This is a genomic window from Lutibacter sp., assembly GCF_046055765.1.
Taxonomy (GTDB): domain Bacteria; phylum Bacteroidota; class Bacteroidia; order Flavobacteriales; family Flavobacteriaceae; genus Lutibacter.
The window spans coordinates 1-25,533 of the sequence record NZ_JASFZF010000028.1; the positions used below are offsets into that span (position 1 = coordinate 1).

Consider the following 25,533-nt stretch of genomic DNA (forward strand, 5'->3'; position numbering starts at 1 on the left):
CAAAAAGGAATTGATAGTTTAGTAAAACAAGGTGTTTCTGAAATTTTGTTAATTCCGTTGTATCCGCAATTTGCGATGGCCACCACAGAAACCATTGAAGTTTTAGCTAAAAAAATCATCAAAAAAAAATACTCTTCTGTTAAACTAAAAACCTTTCCTGCATTTTATAATAAAGAAGAATATATAAAAGTATTGAGCAACAGCATTCAACAGGAAATAAATAATGTTCAACCTCAACATTTACTATTTTCATATCACGGAGTTCCTGAAAGGCATATTAAAAAATCGGATATCACAAAATCACATTGTAAAATTGATGGAAGTTGTTGTAATACTCCATCACCAGCTCATGAATTTTGTTATCGACATCAATGTTACGAAACCACTAAATTAGTAGCTAAAACATTAAATTTAAATGAAGGAACTTATAGTACTTCGTTTCAATCTCGTTTAGGTCGTGATCCTTGGTTACAACCTTATACTAGCGATACTATTGAGAATTATGCAAAAAAAGGAATTAAAAATTTAGCGGTAGTAACTCCTGCTTTTGTTTCAGATTGCTTAGAAACTTTAGAAGAAATTGGCATGGAAGCAAAAAAATCATTTTTAGAAAATGGAGGTGAAAAATTTTATACAATTCCTTGTTTAAATGACCATGAAGATTGGGTGCAAACCATAGCTAAATGGATTACAAATTGGACTAACATTTCTTAATTTATGGAATATTTATATATAAAATCGTTACACATTGTTTTTATAACAACTTGGTTTGCAGGTCTTTTCTATATCATTCGCTTATTTATTTATTTTAAAGAAGCTGAAGAAAAACCGGAAATGGAAAAACAAATTCTAACAAAACAATACCAATTAATGATTAAACGATTGTGGTATATGATAACGTGGCCTTCTGCTATTTTAGCCACTTTTTTCGCTGTCTGGTTACTAATTTTAAATCCTGCCTGGTTGCAAACTAATTGGATGCTGATAAAATTAGGTTTTGTTGCTTTGCTTTTTGCCTATCATTGGTCTTGTCAAATTATGTATAACCAAACTAGTAAAGGTTATTTAAAATATTCCTCTTTCAGTTTACGAATTTGGAATGAAGTTGCAACCATTATATTATTTGCTTGTGTGTTTTTGGTAGTTTTAAAGGATGCTTTGGGTTGGGTTTTTGGCGTACTTGGAATTGTTGGCGTTTCCATTTTACTAATGTTAGGAATTAAATTATACAAATCTGTCAGAAACAAAAATAGTTGGGAAACTAAATAATTTTTCTTCTAATTTATCATATCCATAAAAATTATAGACTTACCATACATTCTCTTCAATATTTATCACAATTCAACAGTAATTTTTTTAATTATATTGATAAGATTTTAAATATACAATAATCTAAAAATCAATATATTACAAGTTACTTAATGACTAAAGTCATTTTAAAAACCGTTTCCTTTATCTAATTTTACAATCACAAAACTTTTCAAATATAAATGTGATTTTATGAAAAAATTATTATTAGGAAATGAAGCATTAGCACAAGGAGCCATTGATGCCGGATTATCAGGTGTTTATGCTTATCCAGGAACACCATCAACAGAAATAACAGAGTACATACAAAAATCTAAAACTGCGAAAGCATTAAATATTCATTCAAAATGGTCGGTTAACGAAAAAACTGCCATGGAATCTGCCTTAGGAATGTCCTATGCAGGTAAACGAGCCATGGCGGTTATGAAACACGTTGGTTTAAATGTTGCCGCTGATGTTTTTATGAATATGTCTATTTCCGGTATTAACGGAGGTTTAGTTGTTGTTGTAGCCGATGATCCATCAATGCATTCCTCACAAAACGAACAAGATTCTCGCTTTTATGGTAAATTTGCGATGATACCAATTTTAGAACCTTCTAATCAACAAGAAGCTTATGATATTACTAAATATGCTTTTGATTTATCTGAAGAAACTAGATTACCCGTTTTGTTAAGAATGGTAACCCGGTTATCACATTCAAGAGCAGGTGTAGAAATAAGCGATACTCAAAAAGCTCAAAATGAAGTTAAACTTCCATCAAATTCAACTCAGTTTTCATTAATCCCTTCTTATGCTAGAGGATTATATAAAAGCTTGGTAGCTATTCAACCTGAGCTTGAAAAAAAAGCCGAAAATAGTATTTATAATAAATTAATTCAGGGAACAGATAAATCCATTGGTATTATTGCTTCAGGAATTGGATATAATTATTTGATGGAAAATTATGAAGATTCAACTTGTCCTTATCCAATTTTAAAAATTTCACAATATCCACTTCCAAAAAAACAAGTAAAATATTTATTTGATACTTGCGATAAAGTATTAGTTTTAGAAGAAGGCTATCCATTTATTGAAGAAATGATTTCTGATTTTTTAGGTGAAAAACGCAAGGTAATTGGAAGACTTAGCCTTGATGTAAATAGAGTTGGAGAATTAAACCCTGACAGCATTGCAAAAGCATTGCATTTACCAATTCAAGAAACCGAACAAAAGCCAAAAGTAGTTGCTAATCGTCCACCAGAATTATGTGTAGGTTGTGGTCATCGAGATTTATTTGATGCTATAAATCAATTAAAAAAGGAAGAACAAAGTCAACAAGTATTTGGTGATATTGGTTGTTATGCACTAGGAGCTTTAGCTCCTTACAAAAGTATTAATGCTTTAATTGAAATGGGAGCTTCTATAACTATGGCAAAAGGTGCTGCAGATGCAGGAATTCATCCGGCAATAGCAGTTATTGGAGATTCTACTTTTACACATTCAGGAATGACTGGTTTATTAAATGCAGTAATCGAAAAAACACCAATTACCGTAATTATTTCAGACAATTCTGCCATTGCAATGACTGGTGCTCAAGATTCATCTGCAACTGGAAGATTAATTTCTATTTGTAAAGGAATTGGCGTTGAAGAAGAACATTTAAAAATTATAACTCCACTTCACAAAAATATGGATGAAAATGTAGATTTAATTAGAAATGAATTAAATTATCAAGGCGTTTCTGTAGTTATTTCACAACGCCCTTGTGTACAACTTCCTAAAGAAAAAAAGGATAAATTAAAAGCAATAAAATCCGTTGCATTAAACTAAAATTAAAAAAAATGAAAACAAATATAGTATTAGCAGGTGTTGGCGGACAAGGGATTTTAACAATTGCTGCAGTTATAGATACCGCTGCAATTGCATCCAATCTATACTTAAAACAATCTGAAGTTCACGGAATGAGTCAGCGCGGTGGTGCTGTTCATTCACACGTTCGTATTTCGGATAAAGAAATTTTTTCTGATTTAATTCCTCTTGGAAAAGCAGATATCATTATTTCCGTTGAACCCATGGAATTATTACGTTATCTACCTTATTTAAAAAAAGATGGATATTTAGTAACAGATTCCAATCCTTTTGAAAATATAGCAGATTATCCGGAACTAAAAACTGTTTATGATGAAATTAAATCACATCCAAATCATATTTTAATTGATGCTAAAAAAATAGCGAAAGATTTAGGAAACTCAAGAGCAACTAATATTGTTTTAGTTGGTGCAGCTTCTTCAAAACTTCCTTTAAGTGAAGAAAGCCTAAAACAAGCGATAACGACACTTTTTGAACGAAAAGGAGAACGTATTGTTAATAAAAATTTAGAAGCTTTTGATAAAGGAAAAGAAGTTGCCACTGAATTTGTTTTATAAATTTTTATAAATGTTACATAAAAACCTAATCACTCCTAAAAGCATTGCCGTTATTGGCGCATCTAACAACATCCATACGCCAGGTGGCAGCGTGCTTAAAAATCTAATAGATCATCAGTTTAAAGGAAATTTAATAGCTGTAAACCCAAAGGAAACTGAAGTCCAAGGCATCAAATGTTATCAAAACATTGCTGATATTCCACAAGTTGAATTGGCTATAATTGCCATTGCAGCAAAGTTTACTTTGGAAACCATAAAAGTGTTAACCAAACAAAAAAACACCAAAGGTTTTATTATATTTTCTGCAGGTTTTAGCGAAAAAGATAAAGAAGGTGCAAAATTAGAACAACAAATTGTAGCAGAAATAAATGCTGTTGGCGGAAGCTTATTGGGTCCAAATAATATTGGTTTAATCAATCAGAATTATGCAGGTGTATTTACCTCTCCTATTCCAAAACTAGCTAAAAAAGGAGTTGATTTTATTTCAGGTTCAGGCGCTACAGCTGTTTTTATTATTGAAGCCGCTATGGCAAGCGGATTAACTTTTTCAAGTGTTTATTCTGTAGGAAATTCTGCTCAAATTGGTGTAGAAGAAGTTTTGGAACATTTAGATGAAACCTTTGATTCTTCTGAAAGTTCAAGAGTAAAACTATTATATATTGAAAGCATTGGAAATCCTGAGAAACTATTAAAACACGCAAGCTCTTTAATTAAAAAAGGATGTAAAATAGCAGCTATTAAAGCAGGAAGTTCCTCTGCAGGAAGTAGAGCAGCAAGTTCTCATACTGGCGCTTTAGCGAATTCTGATGTTGCTGTTAATGCCTTGTTTAAAAAAGCTGGAATTGTACGCTGTTATGGCAGAAATGAATTAATTACGGTTGCCTCCATTTTTATGCTACATGAATTAAAAGGAAAAAATATTGCTATTATTACGCATGCTGGTGGTCCGGCAGTGATGCTTACCGATGCCTTGTCAAAAAACGGATTAAATGTTCCAGAAATAAAAAGTAAAAAAAGTAAAGCATTGCTTGAAAAATTATTTTTTGGATCATCCGTAGCTAATCCTATTGATTTTTTAGCAACAGGAACCGCAGAACAATTAGAAACGATTATTGATTATTGCGAAAATGAATTTGATGAAATTGATGCTATGGTAGTTATTTTTGGTAGCCCTGGTTTGTTTGAAGTGTATGATGTTTATGATGTGCTTGATAAAAAAATGAGAAGCTGTAAAAAACCTATTTTTCCAGTATTACCATCCGTTGTAAATGTTAAAAAAGAAATTGATTATTTTATTGAAAAAGGAAATGTAATGTTTCCTGATGAAGTATTGTTTGGAAATGCCTTAGCTAAAACCATGGTAAATTCTAGTCTTCAAAATGAATCTATTTCAACGGAGAACATCAATAAAAAAGCGATAAGAAGCCTTATAAATAATTCAACTGATGGATATTTAGCACCTAATACTGTAAAAGAAATTTTAGAATTGGCTCAAATTTCTGTGGTACCAGAATTTATTTGTACATCTGTAAATGAATGTGAAACGACCATGAAAAAAACAAACTTTCCTGTGGTCATGAAAATTGTTGGTCCAATTCATAAAAGCGATGTTGGTGGAATTATTTTAAATATAAATTCCATAGAAAAATTACGAAATTCCTTTGATGAAATCATGAAAATTGAAGGAGCAAAAGGCGTTTTAATTCAACCTATGAAAAAAGGAATTGAACTATTTATTGGTGCTAAAAAAGAAGGAGATTTTGGACATTTAGTATTGTGTGGTTTAGGTGGAATTTATATTGAAGTTTTAAAAGATGTAAACGCGGCTTTAGCTCCAGTATCATTTAATGAAGCTACTGAAATGATTTGCAATTTAAAATCGTATAAAATAATTCAAGGAGTTAGAAATCAAAAAGGAATTAATGAAGATTTATTTGCTGAAATAATCATAAAAATTTCTAATTTAGTTACTGTTGCGCCAGAAATTATAGAATTAGATTTAAATCCGTTATTAGGAAATTCAGAAGAAATTGTAGCGGTAGATGCAAGAATACGAATTGAGAAATAAAATATTATAGAAGTCAGTAGTTAAATATGCTAAGTAAGTTCTAATTCCAATAATAGTGTCAGGTCGAGCGGAGTCGAGACCTAATTAGTGTAACAACAGTTCTCGACTCTGCTCGAACAAACTTTTTTATGTTTTGTAATTTATTGACAATGAAGTAATTAATTATTATTTTAATTATGTAACTAACTACTGACTTCTAAAATATTATTTATCATAAATTAAACAATTCTTCTAAAACAAAATTTCATTTTCGTGCGCAGGGATAACAGAGCACAGCGACGTGGCAATCTCATAAATGGAACTTGTCATTGCGAGGGCGGTACAACCGTGGCAATCTCATGACAGTAACTAAAATTTCATAGATTACTTCAGTTTTTATCAAAACTTCATAATGACGTGTTGGTTATCAATAACGTCAATTCAAGTTATAACAAATCTACCTCTCCTCTATTTTCTGAACTTGTACTTCCAATCAAAAAATTGGCATTTTTTGGTTGAATTTTGAAAGCAACATTTTCAAATTTTAATTTTTCAAAATGCTGAATAATTTGAGTATTTGAACTAATATCATTATCAAAAACTAAAGTGTCAATTTGGTTCTTTTTAAGAATATCTTTTATATCATCAAAATGATTTAGTAATTCTTTTGAAACAATTAATTGCTTATTTTTAAAATAGTTACTTATTTTTTTATTTTTTCCAAAATATAAAACAGCTGCTATCGGTTTAATTTTTGAAGTTGAAAAATTGAATTTAAACCATTTTAGAAAAAACCAAAATTCAATTCCAAAACTCATTAAAAAATCATAGACTTTATTTAGTTTAAAGTGTTTATCATAAAATATTTTCATTGCACCGTGAAAATATCTTAGATTTTTTGTGTCTTTTTTAGTGCTTTCTCCTTTATAATGAATTACAGTAGTTTCTGAAAAATAATAATTTTGATAACCTTTATTTAAAATTTTATAACTCAAATCAATATCTTCACCATACATAAAATAAGCTTCATCAAAACCATTTACCTCATTATAAATAGATCGTTTCATAAACATAAAAGCTCCAACTAAAATAGCTATTATACCACTTTCATTTTCTGCTAAATGTGTTGCATAATATTTTCCGGTTCGCTTACTTGAAATAGCAAACAACTTGTTAAACGCAACTTGAGGAGTTGGAATTCCACGCTTACTTTCAGGTAGAAAATTACCAGAACCATCAATTAACTTTACACCTAAAGCACCTAAATTATTTTTAGTTTTAGCAAAAGCAAAAATTTTATCTAAAGTATCTTCAGCTAAAACGGTATCTGGATTTAATATTAAAACATATTCCCCTTTAGCTGTGGCTACTCCTTGATTATTAGCTTTAGAAAAACCTACATTTTTTTTGTTTTGAATTAAAACAACTTCAGGATATTTTTTTAATAATAAGTCACAACTGTCATCGGTAGAATTGTTATCCACCACAATAATTTCAACTTTCAAATTAGTAGATGCTGCATTTATACTTAAAATGCATTGCTCTAAAAAGTACTGAACATTATAATTTACAATAACAACCGAAATATCCATTACTTATAGTGATTTTTCAAAAGGAATTCGGTTAGTAATACTTCTTCCTAAAGTAATTTCATCTGTATATTCCAATTCATCACCCACAGAAATTCCTCTGGCAATAGTAGAAGTTTGAACATTAAATTTTTCTAATTGTTTAAAAATATAAAAATTGGTAGTATCACCTTCAATGGTTGAGCTTAAAGCAAAAATAACTTCCTTTACTCCTCCTTTTTTTATTTTTTCAACTAAACTATCAATAGTTAAATTTTGAGGACCAATTCCTTCAATAGGCGATATTTTGCCGCCCAACACATGGTATAATCCTTTATACTGAGCAGTATTTTCAATAGCCATTACATCACGTACATCTTCAACAACACATATAATTTCTTCATTTCTAGAAGGATTTCTACAAATTTCACAAACTTCATGATCTGAAATATTATGACATTTACTACATAATTTAATATCATCCACTAAACTATTTAATGATTTTGCCAATTGATGCGTATGCGTTTTTGGCTGTTTTAATAAATGTAAAACCAAACGCAATGCCGTTCTTTTTCCTATTCCAGGAAACTGAGCTATTTCATTTACAGCATTTTCTAAAAGTTTTGATGAAAAATTCATACCGCAAATGTAATATTATGAAACGATATTCTCAATAATTTTAGTTTCTTTGTTATTCCAAACATTCATAGCTTTAAATGAAACCAATTTATATTCTTTTACTTATTATAGCTTACTTCGGATTACTTTTATTAATTGCACATTTCACAAGTAAAAATGATAGCAATGAAACTTTTTTTAAAGCCAATAAAAATTCACCTTGGTATGTAGTTGCTTTTGGAATGATTGGCGCTTCACTTTCTGGTGTAACGTTTATTTCAGTTCCTGGTTGGGTGCAAAGTGCCCAATTTAGTTATATGCAAATTGTAATTGGTTATTTGTTTGGTTATTTTGTTATTGCTTATGTATTAATTCCTATTTATTATCGCCTTAAAGTAACTTCAATTTATGAATATTTAAAAATACGATTTGGTACTTCAACTCATAAAACCGGAGCAGTTTTCTTTTTTATCTCTAGAGTTTTAGGTGCTTCTTTTCGTTTGTTTTTAGTCGCTTCCGTTTTACAATATTTTATTTTTGATGCTTGGCATGTTCCATTTGAAATAACCGTTATACTTTCCATTCTTTTAATTTGGATTTATACTTTTAAAGGTGGTATAAAAACCATTGTTTGGACAGATACTTTACAAACTTTGTTTATGTTAATTGCCGTTTTTGGATCCATTTATTTCATTATGAATCAATTAAATTGGTCTTTAACCGATTTGTTTGCTTCTACGGAGTTCAAACATTATAGTAAAATTTGGTTTTTTGATGATTTTAATGACAAAAAATATGCAATAAAATCTATTTTAGGAGGAATGTTTATTGCCATTGCTATGACTGGTTTAGATCAAGATATGATGCAAAAAAACCTGACTTGTAAAAACACTAAAGAAGCCCAATGGAATGTGTTATCCTTAGGATTTATTCTAATTATTGTAAATTTTATATTTCTAACTTTAGGCGCTTTATTGTTTATTTACGCACATAAATTTAACATTTACATTCCTGTAGTTGATGGTAGTGTTAAAACGGATTTACTTTTCCCCGAAATTGCCTTACAAAGTAATTTAGGAAAAACAATAGGAGTTTTATTTGTTTTGGGACTTATTGCTGCAGCTTATTCAAGTGCAGACAGTGCTTTAACCTCTTTAACCACATCGTATTGTGTTGATTTTTTAAATATCGAAAACAAACCAAAAAATAGGCAAAAAGCTATTCGTAAAAAAGTTCATATTAGCATTTCTATCATTTTAATTTTAGTAATAATTAGTTTTAGATATTTACTAAAAGATAATGTAATTAGTAGTTTATTACAAGTTGCATCATACACTTATGGTCCTTTACTAGGTCTTTTTGCTTTTGGAATTTTCACTAAAATAACTATTAAAGATAAGTGGGTATGGCTTGTTGCCGTAATTTCTGTTGCATTAACTTATTTAATTAATGATTATTCCGTATCACTATTAAATGGTTACGTTTTTGGTTATGAATTATTAATAGTAAATGGTTGCATAACTTTTATCGGACTTTTAGCACTTCAAAAAAGAAAATAATAAAATATTAAAAGGATAACTTCAATCAAAAGATTTTTTATTTTTGTTAAATGGGACAAGACCTAAGTAATTATCGAAAAGTTTATAATAAACGTGAACTTTCAAAAAAAGAAGTATTGGAAAATCCGATGGAACTTTTTCAAAAATGGTTTTATGAAGTTGAAGAATTTGGTGGTAATATAGAACCTAATGCTATGACAATTTCTACCATAGGATTAGATGGTTATCCTAAAAGCAGGGTAGTTTTACTTAAAAAATATACTTGGGAAGGATTTATTTTTTACACCAATTACCAAAGTGAAAAAGGAAAAGCGATTTTAAATAATCCAAACGTTTGTTTATCCTTTTTTTGGAATAATTTAGAACGACAAGTAATTATAAAAGGAACTGCCGAAAAAATTGCAGAAAATTTATCTGATGGTTATTTTGAATCTAGGCCAGACGGAAGTAAACTAGGTTCCTGGGCATCTGACCAGAGTGAAATAGTTCCTTCACGAAAATATTTAGATAATCGATTAAAAAAATTCGAAGAAAAATTTAAAAATCAAGAAATTCCTCGTCCAGATTATTGGGGAGGATTTATTGTAAAACCTATTAGCATTGAATTTTGGCAAGGAAGACCTAACAGAATGCACGATAGAATAATTTATACCTTACAAAAAAATTATGATTGGAAAATTGATAGATTAGCTCCTTGATTTTTTATATTTGAAACGAAACCACAACCTATGAAAACACTTTATATTGTTAGGCATGCAAAATCTTCTTGGGAATATGAAGGTATTAATGATATTGATAGACCTTTAAAAAAAAGAGGAATTAATGATGCTTACTTAATTTCAGCTGTGTTGCAAAAAAAAGTTGCCTGCCCAGATGTTTTTGTGGCAAGTTGTGCAAATCGTGCATTACATACGGCCATGATTTTTAGCTACTCTTTTAACTATCCGCTTGCGAACTTAAAAATAAGTAAATCACTATTCAGTTTTAGTGATGGTTATTTAATTAAAACCGTAAAAGCTTTAGATGACAGCTTTGATTCCGCAATCATTTTTAGCCATGATCACGGAATTAGTGATTTTGTAAATAAATTTGGTGACCAAATACTAAGCCATGTGCCTACTTGTGGTGTTATTGGAATTAAGTTTGAAAACAATCATTGGAAAAATATAAAATCTGGAGAAACTTTTTTGACTGAATTTCCGAAAAATTACAAATAATATGAAAATTGAGAAACTTGCAGGTATTGATATCGGTTCTAACGCCATTAGACTGCTTGTGGTAAATGTAATTATAGATAAAAATACAACTGCTACAGTTTTCAAAAAATCAGCCATAGTTAGAGTTCCAATTCGTTTAGGTGCAGATACTTTTATAACAGGCAAAATATCTGAAAATAACGTAAATCGCATGCAAAAGGCAATGCATGCTTTTAGTTTATTAATGGAGGTTCATGGCGTTAAAAAATATAAAGCTTGTGCAACTTCCGCTATGCGGGAAGCTAGTAATGGAAATGATGTAGTTGAATCTATTTTTAAAAATACTGGTGTTAAAATTGATATTATTGATGGCAAAAAAGAAGCTGAAATAATTTTTTCTACAGACTTAACTTCAATTATTGATGAACATAAATCTTATTTATATGTTGATGTTGGTGGTGGTAGTACCGAAATTACCGTTTTTTCGCATGGAAAAATCATCAACTCAAAATCCTTCAAAATTGGAACGGTCCGATTGCGAAACAAAGACTCCAAACAAATCATTTGGAAAACCATGGAGCAATGGGTAATTGAAAATACAAATCATTTAAAAAGTTTATCCGTAATTGGTTCAGGGGGAAATATTAATAAACTGTTTAAAATGTCTGAAAAACCAATTGGAAAATCATTATCATTACAATATCTAGAAAATCAATATCTGTTCTTAAAAAACATGAGCTTTGAAGATAGAATTACCGTTTTAGGATTAAATCCAGATAGAGCAGATGTTATTATTCCTGCAACTAATATATATATATCTGCTATGCAATGGAGTGGAGCGCATAAAATTTATGTTCCAAAAATTGGATTAGCAGATGGTATTATTAAAAACTTATACTTCAATAAGTTATAATTTAATATTAGCTTTGTTTAACAAACTCCTCTACCAATTTACCTACTAATTTTTCTGATTTTTTTGCTACTTTTTGAACCTCTTCATGAGATACTTCTAATACAAAATCATCACCTCCCATATCTGTTATTACCGAAATTCCAAAACATGTCATACCCATATGTTTTGCCGTTATAACTTCAGGAACTGTGGACATTCCAACAGCATCACCTCCCATATTTTTTACCATATTATACTCGGCAGGAGTTTCAAAAGTTGGACCTTGTAACGCTAAATAAACACCTTTTTGAACTGGAACATTTAACTTTTTAGCAATGCTTTCCATTTTAGCAATCATTTTTTTACTGTAAGCTTCATGCATATCTACAAATCTCGGTCCAAAACGATCTTCATTTTTACCATGTAAAGGATGAATGGGCATTAAATTAATATGATCGGTTATAATCATAATGTCTCCAACAGAAAAATTAGAATTTACACCTCCAGAAGCATTAGAAACAATTAAATTTTCAACCCCTAAATATTTCATAACACGTACAGGAAATACAGTTTTTTCAATAGGCCAACCTTCATAGAAATGAAATCTTCCTTGCATAGCTAGCACTTTTTTAGATCCTATTTTACCAAAAATTAATTCACCTTTATGACCTTGAACAGTTGATACCGGAAAATTTGGAATATCTGTATAAGGTATTTTAATTTCAATTTCTATTTTACTAACTAGGTTTCCTAATCCTGTTCCTAAAATTATTCCAAAATCTGGACTTGTAATTCCTTTATTTTTTAAAAACTCAACGGTTTCTTGTACTTGATTCCACATAGGTATTTATAAGATTGTTAAAATCTGTTTTATGATTAATAAATATTGTTTTTATGGCTATGTAATAGACATTAGGCAATTTGTCAAAGATACGAACATAATCTTTTTCTGTGGTTAAAATTATCTTTTTATTTGTTTGAATTTCACCAAATCTATTTTTTATGTTAGCAATATCTTGATCTGAAAAATGATGATGATCCTTGAATTTTAAATGGTTACATGTTATATTTTTATTTTCCAAATAGCGTAATAATGGCGTTGGATTTGCGATTCCTGTAACCAATAAAATTTCACTTCCTTTTAAATCTTCAACTTGTAATTCTTGATTACCTTTTAAAACAGTATCATAACTAATTGAAGTGAAAAATATTGTTTGAGACAACCTCGGATTTAATTTTTTAGCAATTTCAAATTGTTCATCTTCAGTTAATTTTTCTGGACATTTAGTAACTATAATTAGTTTTGCTCTATTGGCTCCTTTTGCAGTTTCTCTTAAATTACCACTTGGCAAAATAGAATCATCGCTATATAAATTATCAAAAGAAGTTAATAAAATATTTAGTCCCCCTTTAATTTTACGATGTTGAAAAGCATCATCTAACAAAACCAACTCTGTATTTGGTTTAAATTTTAAGATTTGCTGAACTCCATGAACTCTGTCAGCATCCACACAAACAGAAATGTTTTTAAATTTCTGAAAATATTGAAAAGGTTCGTCTCCAATAATTTCAGCATTTGAAGTTTCATCAGCAATCATAAAACCTTTACTTTTTCGACTATATCCTCTACTTAAAACAGCAACTTTATATTTTTCACTTAACAACCGAATTAAATATTCAATTTGAGGTGTTTTTCCTGTACCTCCAACACTTAAATTTCCGACAACTATAGTCGGAATATCAAATTCTGTTGATTTTAAAAACTGAATATCAAATAAATAGTTTCTAAAACTAGTTATCCATTTATACAGATAGGAAAAAGGAAATGCTATTTTTCTTAATAAATTCACTAAATGCGAATTTACAAAACATATTAGTAATTTTTACATAATTAGGTTAACTTTAAAAGCTAACTTATATTTGTGTATAAATTTAAAATTTAGAATGAAAATAAAAGAGATCACCAATTGTATTGAAACCATAGCTCCGTTAAATTATGCGGAAGATTTTGATAATGTTGGCTTACTAATTGGCAGCTACACTACTGAAGTTACTGGTGTATTAGTTACTTTAGATACTTTAGAAATAACTATAGATGAAGCCATAGAAAAGAATTGCAATTTAATTGTAAGTTTTCATCCTATTATTTTTTCAGGATTAAAAAAATTGAATGGTAAAAATTATGTAGAACGTGTGGTAATAAAAGCCATAAAAAGCAATATTGCTATTTATGCCATGCATACTGCTTTAGACAATTCATTTATTGGCGTTAATGCGAAAATTTGTGAAGTTTTAGGTTTAAAGTATCCTAAAATTTTAATTCCTCAAAAAAATACGTTAAAAAAATTAATAACCTATGTTCCACTTGAAAATGCTGAAAGTGTTAGAAATGCGATGTTTAAAGTTGGTGCTGGAAACATAGGAAATTATGACCAATGTAGTTATAACACTAAAGGATTTGGAACCTACCGAGCTAATGAAAATGCTAATCCTGTCATTGGTAAAAAAGGACAAATACATACTGAAAATGAAGTTCTAATAAGTGTAATTTTTGAAAAGCACAAACAAGCCAACATTATTCAAGCGCTTTTAAATGCTCATCCTTACGAAGAAGTTGCTTACGATATCATTTCGCTTGATAATATCAACAAAGAAATTGGTATAGGAATGGTTGGTGAGTTCGATAAACCTAAAAATGAAACCGAATTTTTACACTTTTTAAAAAAAACAATGCAAACAAAATGCATAAGGCATTCTAAATTATTAAACAAACCCATTAAAAAAGTTGCTGTGTTAGGCGGTTCAGGTAGCTTTGCTATTAACAACGCAATTAGTTCAAAAGCAGATGCATATATAACTTCGGACGTTAAATATCACGAATTTTATAAAGCTGAAAACAAGTTAGTTATTGCAGATATAGGACATTATGAAAGTGAACATTTCACAAAAAATCTTTTAGTTGATATTCTTACAAAAAAATTTCCTAATTTTGCAGTCGTTTTATCGAATAAAAACACCAATCCAATTTATTACTTATAATATGGCTAAAAAGAAAGAAGTTACCGTTGAAGAAAAATTAAGAGCTCTATACGATTTACAATTAATTGATTCACGAGTAGATGAAATTAAAAATGTTAGAGGCGAATTACCTTTAGAAATTGATGATTTAGAAGATGAAATAGTTGGTTTAAACAAGCGGCTATCTAATTTAGATACCGAAGTAGAAAATTCGAATAGTGATATAGCTACTAAAAAATTAAATATTGATGAAGCTAAATCATTAATAAAAAAATATAACGAGCAACAAAAAAACGTTCGTAATAATAGAGAATTTGATTCTATTAGTAAAGAGATTGAATTTCAAGAACTTGAAGTTCAACTTGCTGAAAAAAGAATTAAAGAATTTAAAGTAAAAGTTGAACAAAAAAAAGAAGTAATTACTACAACTAAAGAGTTAATTGCTAAAAAAAATGACCAATTAAAACATAAATCTGCTGAATTAGAAGATATTATGAAAGATACGGTTAAAGAGGAAACTTTACTAGTTAAAAAATCAGTAGAATATGCTAAATTAATTGATGAAAAATTATTAAAAGCATATACAAGAATTAGAACTAGTGTAAGAAATGGTTTAGCAGTTGTTTCTATTGATAGAGGTGCTTCAGGAGGTTCATTTTTTACTATTCCACCTCAAAGACAAGTTGAAATTGCTGGTAGAAAAAAAATTATTATTGATGAACATAGCGGTAGAATTTTAGTTGATGGTGCTTTAGCTGAAGAAGAAAAAGAAAAAATAAGTAACTTACTTAAGTAATTACTAATACATATTTAAAAATAAGGGTATTCAAATGAATACCCTTATTTTTTTGTTGCTTTTATTGAAAATAGTAAAGGAAATAAATTTTTATTTTTTTTGAATTCAAACATACCATCTTTAGTTTTTTCCATATCCGGGAAGCAATTATAAGGTGATTTTTCAAATTCATGCAAGTAATCAATATGTAATCCTGCCTTTGTTAAAGCAGAAACAACTTCTCCCAACCCATGGTTCCAATTGTATTCTTTACTGATGATTTTGGAATTAAAATTGGCATAAGTTCCTTCATATTCTTCATAAATAACGCTGCTATTTAAATAAGGATGTATCATTTTTGGTGGATTTTGAAGATAATCAAACATCCAAATAATTGGATGGAATTCAATCATATAAAAAAATCCATTTTTATTTAATTTATCAGCTATTATCTTTGCCCAAGTATTTAAATTTGGCAACCAACTTATTACACCATAAGAAGTAAAAATAATATCAAACTTTTCAGCTATTTTTTTTGGAATATCATATACGTTACTTTCAATAAAAACAGCGTCAAGTCCTGCTTTATCATTTAATTTTTTCGCTTGAACAATTCCTTCATTTGAAATATCTATTCCTGTACACTTTGCTCCTAACCTACATAAATTTAAGGTATCTAATCCAAAATGACATTGCAAGTGCAACAATGATTTATCCTTAATAATTCCTAATTCGTCTAATTCGTATTTATTTAAGGAAGATTTTCCATATAAAAATCCGTTTACATCATAAAAATCAGAATTTAGATGTATGCCTACTTTTTTATTCCAAGTTTCTTTATTAACGCTAAAATATTTTTGATGTTTATTCATAATTACAAACTTTTATTTTAAAATAAAAGAATACTTAAAAACCATAATATTGGAATTGATTCTACAAAAAAACTTGTATAATACCTTGATTGTTTGGTAGTAGCATTCCACAGAAATAAAAGTACAATAACTGCTATTATAATTTGAGAAAAATTTTCTTTTTCAAAATAATTATGTTTTACTAAATCTAGTAATACAAATAAAAACAACAAAATAGTGCCTACTATTTTAGAATTTCTAACCCCAACTAATAAAGGAATTGTCTTTAATTGCTTATCATCTAAATTAACATCCCTAATATCAAAAGGAATTGTATAAGCGATTAAAATTAAAATACGTTGTAAAAACTCCAAATAAACATCATAATTAAAATGATATCCTTGTTCTAATAAAGGAAATAAAACCGTTACCCCTGCCCATGCAATAGCAATGCTAAATATTTTAATCGCAGGAAAATTTCTAAAGGAAACTTGTAGCTTACCAATTTTAAATAATGGAATGGCATAAAACACCGTAATAAACCCAAATGGAAATATAATGAACAAAGATTCAAAATTAAATTTAGTAAAAAAAACAATATAAATGGAACATAAAAATGCTAAAATAGAAACCCAAACTAACCTTATTTCATTTTGAAAAAACCAAGACTTAAACCAACCTAGCCGTTTAGAATTTATTTCAAAATAACGTATAAAATTATAAGAAATAATAATTGAAAACCCAATTAGCAAAGGTGCTAAATTTGAATGTATTCCAAATTTGAATAAAGATATTTTTGCTAAACAAAATCCAGCAATACCAACGTGAATATTACTGAAAATATAAAAATCAAATACCTTTTTTAAACTATTCATTACACAAATGTAGTTTTTTGATTTTATATTAATATTTTAATTTTTTATACACTTATATTATGTAGCAAAATTAACCATCCTATTCGTTTATTTTAATTAAATTTGTGTGTTTAAAATTAACACACACAACCTATATAAATGAAAACAGATTCTTTTGTTTTAAGACATTTAGGCCCTCGAGAAAATGAGGTTAAAGAAATGATTAAAACTATAGGAGTTACCTCCTTAGACGAACTAATTGATAAAACAATTCCTTCAGATATTCGCTTAAAAAATGAATTAAACTTACCCAAAGCTATTAGTGAATTTGAATATTTAAGAAAAATTCAACTTTTATCAAATAAAAATAAATTATTTAAAAATTATATTGGTTTAGGTTATCATCCAACCGTTTTACCAAGTGTAATACAACGTAATGTATTAGAAAATCCAGGTTGGTACACTTCTTATACTCCATATCAAGCTGAAATTTCACAAGGTCGATTAGAAGCATTGTTAAATTATCAAACAATAATAAGTGATTTAACTGGATTACCTTTAGCCAATTCATCTTTATTAGATGAAGGAACTGCAGCTGCAGAAGCCATGATTATGCTTTTTAATACAAGAAGCCGTGATCAAAAAAAATCAGAAGTTAATCAGTTTTTTGTTTCTGAAGAATTGCTCCCTCAAACCATTAGTGTTTTAAATACCCGATCAAATCCACTTGGAATTGAGTTAGTTATCGGAAATCATGAAAGTTTTGATTTTTCAACTGAATTTTTTGGCGCCATAGTTCAATATCCAGGTAAAAGTGGTCAAATTTTTAATTATGCTGATTTTGTTGCTAAAGCAAATTCAAATGGAATTAGAGTTGCTGTTGCTGCTGACTTATTAAGTTTAGTGTTATTAACACCTCCAGGTGAATGGGGCGCAGATGTTGTTGTAGGAACAACCCAACGTTTTGGTATTCCAATGGGTTATGGAGGTCCTCATGCAGGTTATTTTACTGCAAAAGAAAGTTATAAACGTACCATTCCAGGTAGAATAATTGGTATTTCAAAAGATAAAACTGGTAAACGCGCCCTTAGAATGGCGTTACAAACTCGTGAACAACATATTAAAAGAGAAAAAGCGACTTCAAATATTTGTACAGCTCAAGTTTTGTTAGCGGTTATGGCTGGTATGTATGGTGTTTACCATGGTGCTGATGGCTTAAAATATATTGCTTCAACAATTAATAATTTAGCGATAACTTTAAATGAAGGATTAAAAAAATTAAATATTAAACAGCAAAATTCCTTATTTTTTGACACTCTATCTGTTAGGGTTTCCAACGATACTAAAGTGAAAGAAATTGCTGAGAAAAAAGAAATTAACTTTTTATATCCTGATAAAAATGTTGTTAATATTTCTTTAAATGAAACAACAAATATTGATGATGTAAATGAAATTCTAGCAATTTTAGCTGAAGCAGAAGGAAAAACTACTGTAAAATTTGATGCAGTAGTTGAAAATGAGTTTACTCAAGATTTTAAAAGAACGACTGATTTTATGACTAATGAAGTTTTTGATAAATACCATTCAGAAACAGAAATGATGCGTTATTTAAAAAAATTAGAAAATAAGGACTTATCGCTTAACCATTCTATGATTTCATTAGGTTCTTGTACCATGAAATTAAATGCTGCAACTGAAATGTTACCATTGAGCTGGCCAAACTGGGGAAATATACATCCATTTGTACCATTAAATCAAGCTCAAGGATATCAAGATATGATTGCAGATTTAGAGAAATCCTTAAATGAAATTACTGGTTTTTACGCAACTTCCTTACAACCAAATTCTGGAGCACAAGGTGAATATTCTGGTTTATCTGTAATTAGAGCCTATCATTTAGCTAATGGAGATAAACATAGAAATATTTGTTTAATACCTTCTTCTGCACACGGCACTAATCCTGCATCAGCAGTTATGGCTGGATTTAAAGTTGTAGTTACAAAATCTACAGAAGCTGGAAATATTGATGTAAATGATTTACGTGAAAAAGCAGAATTTTATAAGGATAATTTAGGTGCTTTGATGGTTACTTATCCTTCAACTCATGGAGTTTTTGAAAGTTCTATTAAAGAAATTACAAAAATTATTCACGCTAATGGTGGACAAGTATATATGGATGGTGCCAATATGAACGCTCAAGTTGGGTTAACCAACCCTGCTACTATTGGTGCAGATGTTTGCCACTTAAACTTACATAAAACATTTGCTATTCCACATGGTGGTGGTGGTCCTGGTGTTGGACCAATTTGTGTTGCAAAACATTTAGCTCAATTTTTACCATCAAATCCTATTGTTAAAACTGGTGGAGAAAAAGCTATTAGTTCAGTTTCATCGGCTCCTTGGGGTTCTGCTTTGGTACTTTTAATTTCTTATGGATATATTAAAATGCTTGGTACTAAAGGGCTTAAAGAAGCTACAAAATATGCTATTTTAAATGCAAATTATGTAAAAGCTAGATTAGAAAAACATTTCAAAATTTTATATGCTGGCGAAAATGGTTTTGCAGCCCATGAGATGATTGTAGATTTTAGAGAATTTAAAGCAAAAGGTGCTGATGTAACCGATGTTTCTAAACGATTGATGGATTATGGTTATCACGCTCCAACCGTTTCATTTCCTGTACACGATACCTTAATGATTGAACCTACGGAAAGTGAAAGCAAAGAAGAGTTAGATCGTTTTTGTGATGCTCTAATAAGTATTAAGGGTGAAATTGATTCTTTAAAAGATGGTGGTTTGAATAGTGCTTTAAAAAATTCGCCACATACGCTTGAAATGGTTACTTCAGATAAATGGGATTATCCTTATTCAAGAAAAGAAGCTGCTTTTCCTTTACCTTATTTACAAGAAAATAAATTTTGGCCTGAAGTTGCTAGAATTGATGATGCTTTTGGGGATAGAAACTTAGTGTGTTCTTGTAATCCAATTGAAGATTATAAATAATTATATCATTTTTTTATATAAAATTAGAAAGTCTCGAGAAAACTCTCGAGACTTTCCTTTTCTACCTATGTAGATTTAATAAAAGTAATAATATTTGTCGTCCCCACAACTGTAGTATATTATCATTTGTCTTTTATAAATACACAAAATAGAAAACCAACAGTTTTAATTAACTAAAGAAATCGTCGTCCCCACAACTGTAGTATATTCTTTAATTATATATATATTAAAACCATTAGATCTTTATATTTATTTATTTCAATTTAATTTATAACCTCAGGATTTACAATAACAAACTCTGTTCGTCTATTTAATTGATGTTCTTCCTCAGAACATCTTACACCGTTTGAACATCTGTTTGTTAACTGTGTTTCTCCATAACCTTTTCCTGTAATTCTTTCAGGAGAAATACCTCTAGAAATTATATAATCCACTGTTGATTTTGCTCTTTTATCTGATAATACCATATTATATCTATCTGGCCCTCTTGAATCGGTATGTGACCCTGACTCAACAATTAACTTTGGATATTTCTCCATAATTGCTACCACCTTGTCTAATTCTAACGCAGCATCTCGCCTAATATTGAATTTATCATAGTCAAAATAAATAGAATTAACATCAATCATAACTTTATCACGTAAAACAATAAACTCATCCACAGGTAAAAATAATTCTACATTCTGATTAATTTTATTTTTATTTGATGTTTTAATTACTTTTGATGTAGTAATATAATACTTTTTACTTGCTTCTATTTTATAGGTGGTCTCACAATCTGCATTATAAACATATTCTCCTTTATCATTATTCTTTTCACCTTCAACTAACAATGCTGTTCCATTATAAATATTTATATTGGCATTAGGAATAACATCTCTTGTTTTTTTACTTTTAACTATTATGGTAATCGTTTGATCACATTCATAAACCAAAGGAATTTCTTCATGAAAATAATAGATATCATCATCTCCTTTGCCCCCAAATCTGTTAGATGAGAAATAGCCGCTACGTTTATCTTTATCTATTATAAAAGCAAAATCATCTCTTTCACTATTCATATTATCTCCTAAATTCACCGCAGGTAAAATTCCATCGGAAGTAATTCTATTTACATAAATATCTAACATTCCTCTTCCATCTGGTCTACCATTAGTTGAGTAATATAAATCATTATTACCATCAATAAAAGGGAACATTTCTCTATCTGCAGTATTTACTTCAGTCCCTAAATTAATTGGTTTACCATAAGTTCCATCATCATTAACTGCAACTTTAAAAATATCTGTTTTTCCAAAGGTTCCTGGCATATCAGATACAAAATATAAGGTTTTACCATCTTCACTTATAGTAGGTTGCCCAGTTGAATAGTTATCGTTATTAAACGGTAAATTTTCAATGTTAGTCCATTCATTATTAGGGCCAACGGTAGCTTTATACATTTGTATTCTGTTTATTCCTAAAGTATCCTTTTTATATTTTCCATTAAAATAATTACTACGTGAAAAATAAACTGTTTTTTTATCTCTAGTAAAAGTTACATCAGCTTCATGATACTTTGTGTTAACATTGGAAGAGAATTTTTTTACATTCGTTATTTCTCCATCTGTTGAAACTGTACCTTCAAATAAATCTAAAAAAGGTTGGCCATTTGGTTTCCAAGTATTATTTATTATAAAACTTCGTTTTGTCGGAGCGGCAAAAATCATTTTGTCTGTTCCAAAAAATGAGGTTCCAAAATTGGAATAAGCATTATTAATAGCTAAATTTTTGATGCTATATCTTTCTTGTTTGTCTTGAGCATAATTTAATATACTTATAAACATTACTAGAATTATAAAAACTTTTTTCATTTTAAAAATTTTAATTTATGTTAACTTAAAAGAAACGAGGTGATAAACCTGCTCTTGAGTTACTAATATTAAACAACAAAAATACTTCATGTGAACCAGAGTTAAAATCACCTAAATTAGATAAAGTATAATCATAAGCGTACCCAATTCTTGTTGATGGCGATATTAAAATATTAAATGTTCCACTTACAGAATCATCTAATCTCCAAGAAAGTCCTAATTCAAATTTATTATTAATTAATGCATTTCCTGATAAATCAACTGATAGTGGAGCTCCTTTAACCGCTTTAAACATTACAGATGGTTTTAATTTTAAATTATCCGAAGCGTTAAATACAACCCCTGATGTGATAAAATAATGCATGTTTTCAGCAGCCCTAGCAACTACACCTCCTTTTTTCTCAAAGTGTAAGGTTTTCAACATATTAGGCATAGAAACTCCTAAATAAAACCGATCAGTATAGTAATATGCACCAACCCCAAAATTTGGGGAAGTTTTGTTCAAATCATTATCTGTAAATAAATCATCTGGAATATTATCTCCTAAATCCAATTGACTCAATTTAGCATCCATAAAGCTAAAACCACCTTTAATACCCAATGCTAAATTAGCATTTTCTGACGTTTGAATTGTATAAGAAAAATCTGCATAGACATTTTGTTCTTTTACAGGCCCTATTTCATCTGCTATTACAGAAAAGCCTAATCCTACATTTCTTTTTATAGGTGCATGAATATCAAATGTATATGTTTTTGGTGCTCCGTCAATTCCAACCCATTGAGAGCGCCCTAACAAACCTATACTTAGCGTATTTTGAGAACCTGCATATGCTGGATTAACAACATTCATATTATACATATACTGTGTATATTGAGCATCTTGCTGACCGTACATTGTTGAAGCTGTTAACAACAACACAATTATTTTTATAATAGCTTTAATTTTTTTCATAATTCAAAATTACTAATTATCTATTTAAATAAACATATCCTGATCTAGGTTTTGCATTATCTTTATTAAAATGCAATATATAGAAATAGGTACCTACAGGAACTTGTTTTTTACCATTTATATTCATACGTCCACTTGAAAAACCATCCCACCAAATTGGTTGAGTTAAAGGATTTCCATTATGTGTATAATCATAAACTTTATTTCCATATCTATTATAAATTTGAAGTTGGAAATTAGGATATAAATTAATTAAACCTGTTATATCAAAGGTATCATGAACTCCATCTCCATTAGGTGAAAATCCTTGAGGAATTATTAATTCCGCAGCTAATACACCTGTAACAATAACTGTAACTGTTGCAGTATCGCAAAGCCCATCATTATCACAAACTTGATAAACAAAAGTATCATCACCAATATAATCAACGTTAGGCGTATAGGTTACCGTTCCATCAGTATTTACAACCACCGTTCCATTAAATGGTTCCTCTGTAATTACCACAGATTCTGGATTAATAGTTCCATCCTCATCATAATCATTTTCTAATACATCAATATCAATTGGAATATTAGCATCCGTTACCACTTCATCATCAATTGCAAATGGTGTTAACGAAACTGTCACTGTAACTGTAGCTGTTTCTATTGTTGTACTACCATCTGTATTTGCAACCGTTACCGTATACTCAAAAACGTCTTCGCCATAAAAACCTTCATTTGCGGAATAACTAACAGTTCCGTTTGAATTAATTTCAACACTACCGCTAGAAGGTGTTGTAGTTGATGTAATTTCAATAGCTGTATTTACATCAAAAGAATCATTCGCTAAAACATCAATTTCCACTGTTTCCTGATCGATAGTTTCTGCATTATCATCTTGAACATCACTTACTGGATTTATAGTAATGCTTACCGTTGCTGTTTCCGTAGTTGTACTTCCGTCTGAATTTGTTACCATAACTGTATAATCAAAACTATCTTCTCCATTGAAATCAGGATTTGGTGTATATGTTACAGTATTATCCGCATTGATTACAACTGTTCCGTTTGATGGTGTGGTTACATCGTTTATTGCTACTTCTGTTGAAGCATCAAATCCATCATTTGCCAATACTGAAATTGTAACAGCTTCATCTTCATTGGTACTTGCCGTATCATCTTGAATATCTCCTACTGGATTTACAGTAATTGTTACTGTTGCTGTTTCCGTTGTTATACTTCCATCTAAATTTGTTACCGTTACCGCATAATCAAAAGTATCTTCTCCATTGAAATCAGCATTAGGTGTATATGTTACAGTACTATCTGTATTGATTACAACTGTTCCATTTAATGGTGTGGTTACATTGGTTACTGCTACTTCTGTTGAAGCATTAAAAACATCGTTTGCCAATACTGAAATTGTAACAGCTTCATCTTCATTGGTTGTTGCTATATCATCTTGAACATCACTTACTGGATTTACAGTAATAATTACTGTTGCCGTTTCCGTTGTTGTACTTCCATCTGAATTTGTTACCGTAACTGTATAATCTAAACTATCTTCTCCATTGAAATCAGGATTTGGCGAATACGTTACCGTATTATCTGCATTGATTACAACTGTTCCGTTTGATGGTGTTGTTACATCGGTTATTACTACTACGTCATCTGAACCATAAGTATCATTAAGTAATACGGATATAATTACTTCAGTATCTTCATCTGTAGTTGCTGTATCATCTTGAACATCAATATCTGAATCTATGATTGTTCCGATTCCTTCACCGTCATTGATTACTGTTAGAGTCGTTGACAAACCACTTAAGTCTACCGTAAAGCTCTCTGTTAGTTCAATTACCGAATCATCAGTGATAGCAACTTTAATGGTTTCTTCTTCACCATCGGTGCCATCAAAACTTAAAGTTCCGCTGTTTGTTGTATAATCGCCTGGCTGAACTGCACTGCCATCTACAGTTGTAAAATCTACGGTCAATCCACCTTGTACCGCGCCGATTAAAGTTACGGTAAACGTTGCTGTTCCTGATGACTCATTTACCGTTACATCATCTATACTCAAGCCACTAACACCATCAGTAAAATCATTGTCAATAATATTCACAGTAGCAGTACTTTCTGAAACCAAAGAACTAATTAAAACAGCATTACTTGAAGATTCAAGCGCAATAATAACACTTTCAGTATTCTCAATAATTAAATCATCAATTACATTCACTGTAATAGATATTGAGTAAGTATTTTCTGGAATTATAATACTGTCCTCTATTGTCTGAAAATCAACTCCATTTGTTGCTGTTCCAGTAATAGAATAAGAAATAACCGTAGGAATACTTATAGGATTAGTTAAATTTAACGTAAACATTCCATTTACATCTGGTTCATTAGCTTGGTTTGTAGCATTAATACTTATAATTGGCACACTAGTAGCATCTTCTATTGTTCCTGTTGCGGTTAATACTGTTGTTGTTATCGCTTCTGTCGTTGGACTGTTAATCGTAACATCATTCAACGTTACGGTAAAGTCCTCTACTGTTGGCTCATAAACACCATCATTGATCGTTGTGATACTAATCGGTGTTGCCAAACTTGTTGTTCCTGCTGCGATGGTATAAACTGTCGTTGCATCCG

General features: G+C 29.8%; 21 protein-coding genes. 12 read left to right on the plus strand and 9 right to left on the minus strand.

Features of this window, described 5'->3' with window-relative positions:
* From QM495_RS03100 to QM495_RS03120, 5 genes are all read left to right on the plus strand, one after another.
* On the plus strand, positions 1-714 hold a 714-nt coding region (locus tag QM495_RS03100), incomplete at its 5' end, for a ferrochelatase (RefSeq protein ID WP_408670646.1).
* Positions 715-717: 3 nt separating this feature from the next.
* On the plus strand, positions 718-1,269 hold the full coding sequence (locus tag QM495_RS03105) for a CopD family protein (protein WP_408670647.1): 552 nt from the start codon (positions 718-720) through the stop codon (positions 1,267-1,269).
* Positions 1,270-1,500: 231 nt separating this feature from the next.
* On the plus strand, positions 1,501-3,120 hold the full coding sequence (locus tag QM495_RS03110; RefSeq protein WP_408670648.1) for a thiamine pyrophosphate-dependent enzyme: 1,620 nt from the start codon (positions 1,501-1,503) through the stop codon (positions 3,118-3,120).
* An 11-nt stretch (positions 3,121-3,131) separates the two neighbouring features.
* Positions 3,132-3,716: an indolepyruvate oxidoreductase subunit beta gene (locus QM495_RS03115; RefSeq protein ID WP_408670649.1), complete on the plus strand. Its 585-nt coding sequence runs from the start codon at positions 3,132-3,134 to the stop codon at positions 3,714-3,716.
* Positions 3,717-3,726: 10 nt separating this feature from the next.
* Positions 3,727-5,784, plus strand: coding sequence for an acetate--CoA ligase family protein (locus tag QM495_RS03120; RefSeq protein WP_408670650.1), 2,058 nt, complete (start codon positions 3,727-3,729; stop codon positions 5,782-5,784).
* A gap of 425 nt (positions 5,785-6,209) precedes the next feature.
* Here the strand turns inward: QM495_RS03120 and QM495_RS03125 are convergent, their stop codons facing one another.
* Both QM495_RS03125 and recR read right to left on the minus strand, forming a co-directional pair.
* The gene (locus QM495_RS03125; RefSeq protein WP_408670651.1) at positions 6,210-7,355 is read right to left on the minus strand and encodes a glycosyltransferase family 2 protein; all 1,146 of its coding nucleotides are present in this window, start codon (positions 7,353-7,355) and stop codon (positions 6,210-6,212) included.
* A gap of 3 nt (positions 7,356-7,358) precedes the next feature.
* Positions 7,359-7,970: a recombination mediator RecR gene (recR, locus tag QM495_RS03130; protein ID WP_408670652.1), complete on the minus strand. Its 612-nt coding sequence runs from the start codon at positions 7,968-7,970 to the stop codon at positions 7,359-7,361.
* 77 nt (positions 7,971-8,047) lie between these two features.
* Here recR and QM495_RS03135 point away from each other — a divergent pair, with 77 nt between their 5' ends.
* From QM495_RS03135 to QM495_RS03150, 4 genes are read left to right on the plus strand one after another with little or no spacing between them, the layout of a single operon-like run.
* Positions 8,048-9,508 carry a sodium:solute symporter gene (locus QM495_RS03135; RefSeq protein ID WP_408670653.1) on the plus strand — a complete coding sequence of 487 codons (1,461 nt, stop codon included), beginning with the start codon at positions 8,048-8,050 and terminating at the stop codon, positions 9,506-9,508.
* Between the two features lie 50 nt (positions 9,509-9,558).
* Positions 9,559-10,206, plus strand: a complete 648-nt coding sequence (gene pdxH / locus QM495_RS03140; RefSeq protein WP_408670654.1) for a pyridoxamine 5'-phosphate oxidase — start codon at positions 9,559-9,561, stop codon at positions 10,204-10,206.
* 30 nt (positions 10,207-10,236) lie between these two features.
* A complete protein-coding gene (locus QM495_RS03145) occupies positions 10,237-10,725 on the plus strand; it encodes a SixA phosphatase family protein (protein WP_408670655.1) in 489 nt (162 codons plus the stop codon).
* 1 nt (position 10,726) lies between these two features.
* Positions 10,727-11,617 (plus strand): exopolyphosphatase, encoded by an 891-nt coding sequence (locus QM495_RS03150; protein ID WP_408670656.1) that lies wholly within the window; start codon positions 10,727-10,729, stop codon positions 11,615-11,617.
* A gap of 7 nt (positions 11,618-11,624) precedes the next feature.
* Here the strand turns inward: QM495_RS03150 and QM495_RS03155 are convergent, their stop codons facing one another.
* Complete coding sequence (locus QM495_RS03155; RefSeq protein ID WP_408670657.1) at positions 11,625-12,437, minus strand: purine-nucleoside phosphorylase; 813 nt, start codon at positions 12,435-12,437, stop codon at positions 11,625-11,627.
* The gene (gene lpxK / locus QM495_RS03160) at positions 12,409-13,446 is read right to left on the minus strand and encodes a tetraacyldisaccharide 4'-kinase (protein ID WP_408670658.1); all 1,038 of its coding nucleotides are present in this window, start codon (positions 13,444-13,446) and stop codon (positions 12,409-12,411) included. The genes QM495_RS03155 and lpxK overlap by 29 nt, the downstream gene beginning before the upstream one ends.
* 94 nt (positions 13,447-13,540) lie before the next feature.
* On the opposite strand from lpxK, the gene QM495_RS03165 reads away from it, so the two are divergent.
* Together QM495_RS03165 and QM495_RS03170 are read left to right on the plus strand one after the other, a co-directional pair.
* Positions 13,541-14,635: a Nif3-like dinuclear metal center hexameric protein gene (locus tag QM495_RS03165; RefSeq protein WP_408670659.1), complete on the plus strand. Its 1,095-nt coding sequence runs from the start codon at positions 13,541-13,543 to the stop codon at positions 14,633-14,635.
* A gap of 1 nt (position 14,636) precedes the next feature.
* Entirely contained in the window at positions 14,637-15,410 is a 774-nt protein-coding gene (locus QM495_RS03170; protein ID WP_408670660.1) for a zinc ribbon domain-containing protein, read from the plus strand.
* Positions 15,411-15,454: 44 nt separating this feature from the next.
* On the opposite strand, the gene QM495_RS03175 is transcribed toward QM495_RS03170, so the two are convergent.
* A complete protein-coding gene (locus QM495_RS03175) occupies positions 15,455-16,261 on the minus strand; it encodes a class I SAM-dependent methyltransferase (RefSeq protein ID WP_408670661.1) in 807 nt (268 codons plus the stop codon).
* A gap of 17 nt (positions 16,262-16,278) precedes the next feature.
* Positions 16,279-17,115 carry a hypothetical protein gene (locus QM495_RS03180; protein WP_408670662.1) on the minus strand — a complete coding sequence of 279 codons (837 nt, stop codon included), beginning with the start codon at positions 17,113-17,115 and terminating at the stop codon, positions 16,279-16,281.
* A 138-nt stretch (positions 17,116-17,253) separates the two neighbouring features.
* Here QM495_RS03180 and gcvP point away from each other — a divergent pair, with 138 nt between their 5' ends.
* Positions 17,254-20,097: an aminomethyl-transferring glycine dehydrogenase gene (gene gcvP / locus QM495_RS03185; RefSeq protein WP_408670663.1), complete on the plus strand. Its 2,844-nt coding sequence runs from the start codon at positions 17,254-17,256 to the stop codon at positions 20,095-20,097.
* Between the two features lie 263 nt (positions 20,098-20,360).
* Here the strand turns inward: gcvP and QM495_RS03190 are convergent, their stop codons facing one another.
* The 3 genes from QM495_RS03190 to QM495_RS03200 form a co-directional block, all read right to left on the minus strand.
* Positions 20,361-21,950, minus strand: coding sequence for an OmpA family protein (locus QM495_RS03190; protein WP_408670664.1), 1,590 nt, complete (start codon positions 21,948-21,950; stop codon positions 20,361-20,363).
* A 25-nt stretch (positions 21,951-21,975) separates the two neighbouring features.
* Complete coding sequence (locus tag QM495_RS03195; RefSeq protein ID WP_408670665.1) at positions 21,976-22,902, minus strand: type IX secretion system membrane protein PorP/SprF; 927 nt, start codon at positions 22,900-22,902, stop codon at positions 21,976-21,978.
* Between the two features lie 16 nt (positions 22,903-22,918).
* The coding region (locus QM495_RS03200; protein ID WP_408670666.1) for an Ig-like domain-containing protein at positions 22,919-25,533 on the minus strand (2,615 nt) is incomplete at its 5' end.

Coding starts and splice junctions, on each gene's coding strand:
- QM495_RS03115 (WP_408670649.1), top strand. CDS start 3,132: ATGAAAACAAATATAGTATTAGCAGGTGTTGGCGGACAAGGGATTTTA.
- pdxH (WP_408670654.1), top strand. CDS start 9,559: ATGGGACAAGACCTAAGTAATTATCGAAAAGTTTATAATAAACGTGAA.
- QM495_RS03190 (WP_408670664.1), bottom strand. CDS start 21,950: ATGAAAAAAGTTTTTATAATTCTAGTAATGTTTATAAGTATATTAAAT.
- QM495_RS03195 (WP_408670665.1), bottom strand. CDS start 22,902: ATGAAAAAAATTAAAGCTATTATAAAAATAATTGTGTTGTTGTTAACA.
- gcvP (WP_408670663.1), top strand. CDS start 17,254: ATGAAAACAGATTCTTTTGTTTTAAGACATTTAGGCCCTCGAGAAAAT.
- QM495_RS03165 (WP_408670659.1), top strand. CDS start 13,541: ATGAAAATAAAAGAGATCACCAATTGTATTGAAACCATAGCTCCGTTA.
- QM495_RS03180 (WP_408670662.1), bottom strand. CDS start 17,115: ATGAATAGTTTAAAAAAGGTATTTGATTTTTATATTTTCAGTAATATT.
- QM495_RS03125 (WP_408670651.1), bottom strand. CDS start 7,355: ATGGATATTTCGGTTGTTATTGTAAATTATAATGTTCAGTACTTTTTA.
- QM495_RS03170 (WP_408670660.1), top strand. CDS start 14,637: ATGGCTAAAAAGAAAGAAGTTACCGTTGAAGAAAAATTAAGAGCTCTA.
- QM495_RS03150 (WP_408670656.1), top strand. CDS start 10,727: ATGAAAATTGAGAAACTTGCAGGTATTGATATCGGTTCTAACGCCATT.
- QM495_RS03105 (WP_408670647.1), top strand. CDS start 718: ATGGAATATTTATATATAAAATCGTTACACATTGTTTTTATAACAACT.
- QM495_RS03155 (WP_408670657.1), bottom strand. CDS start 12,437: ATGTGGAATCAAGTACAAGAAACCGTTGAGTTTTTAAAAAATAAAGGA.
- QM495_RS03135 (WP_408670653.1), top strand. CDS start 8,048: ATGAAACCAATTTATATTCTTTTACTTATTATAGCTTACTTCGGATTA.
- QM495_RS03120 (WP_408670650.1), top strand. CDS start 3,727: ATGTTACATAAAAACCTAATCACTCCTAAAAGCATTGCCGTTATTGGC.
- QM495_RS03145 (WP_408670655.1), top strand. CDS start 10,237: ATGAAAACACTTTATATTGTTAGGCATGCAAAATCTTCTTGGGAATAT.
- recR (WP_408670652.1), bottom strand. CDS start 7,970: ATGAATTTTTCATCAAAACTTTTAGAAAATGCTGTAAATGAAATAGCT.
- QM495_RS03110 (WP_408670648.1), top strand. CDS start 1,501: ATGAAAAAATTATTATTAGGAAATGAAGCATTAGCACAAGGAGCCATT.
- QM495_RS03175 (WP_408670661.1), bottom strand. CDS start 16,261: ATGAATAAACATCAAAAATATTTTAGCGTTAATAAAGAAACTTGGAAT.